General features: G+C 25.5%; 1 protein-coding gene. It reads left to right on the top strand.

The genetic code is table 11. The features are described from left to right. Positions 1-11 precede the first annotated feature (11 nt). The coding region (locus tag GBG18_RS15115; RefSeq protein WP_373279308.1) for a response regulator transcription factor at positions 12-467 on the top strand (456 nt) is incomplete at its 3' end.

Genomic DNA, 467 nt, shown 5'->3' on the forward strand with positions numbered 1-467 from the left:
AAAGAGGGTTAATTGAAGATGGGCATTCTATTGAAACTTCAGAAGATGGAGAAGAAGGTGAATATTTAGCGAGTATGAATAATTATGATTTAATAATACTTGATTGGATGCTACCTAATAAAGAAGGAATAGAGATATTAAAATCTTTAAGAAAGAAAAATATTACTATTCCTGTATTAATGTTAACTGCAAAAAGAGAGATTGACGATAAAGTATTAGGACTAAATTATGGAGCAGATGATTATTTATCTAAACCTTTTTCCTATAAAGAATTAATAGCAAGAATTGAAGCGATATATAGAAGAAGTTTATCTGATGGTAAAAATGAAGTTTTAATAAATGATATAAATATTGATATGAGTAAGAAAATTGTAAAAAAAGATAACATCGAAGTATTATTAACTGCAAAAGAATACGAACTTTTACTTTTTCTAATTAAGAATAAAAACTCAATGGTTTCAAATGGT

Source organism: Poseidonibacter ostreae (assembly GCF_009208075.1).
GTDB lineage: Bacteria > Campylobacterota > Campylobacteria > Campylobacterales > Arcobacteraceae > Poseidonibacter > Poseidonibacter ostreae.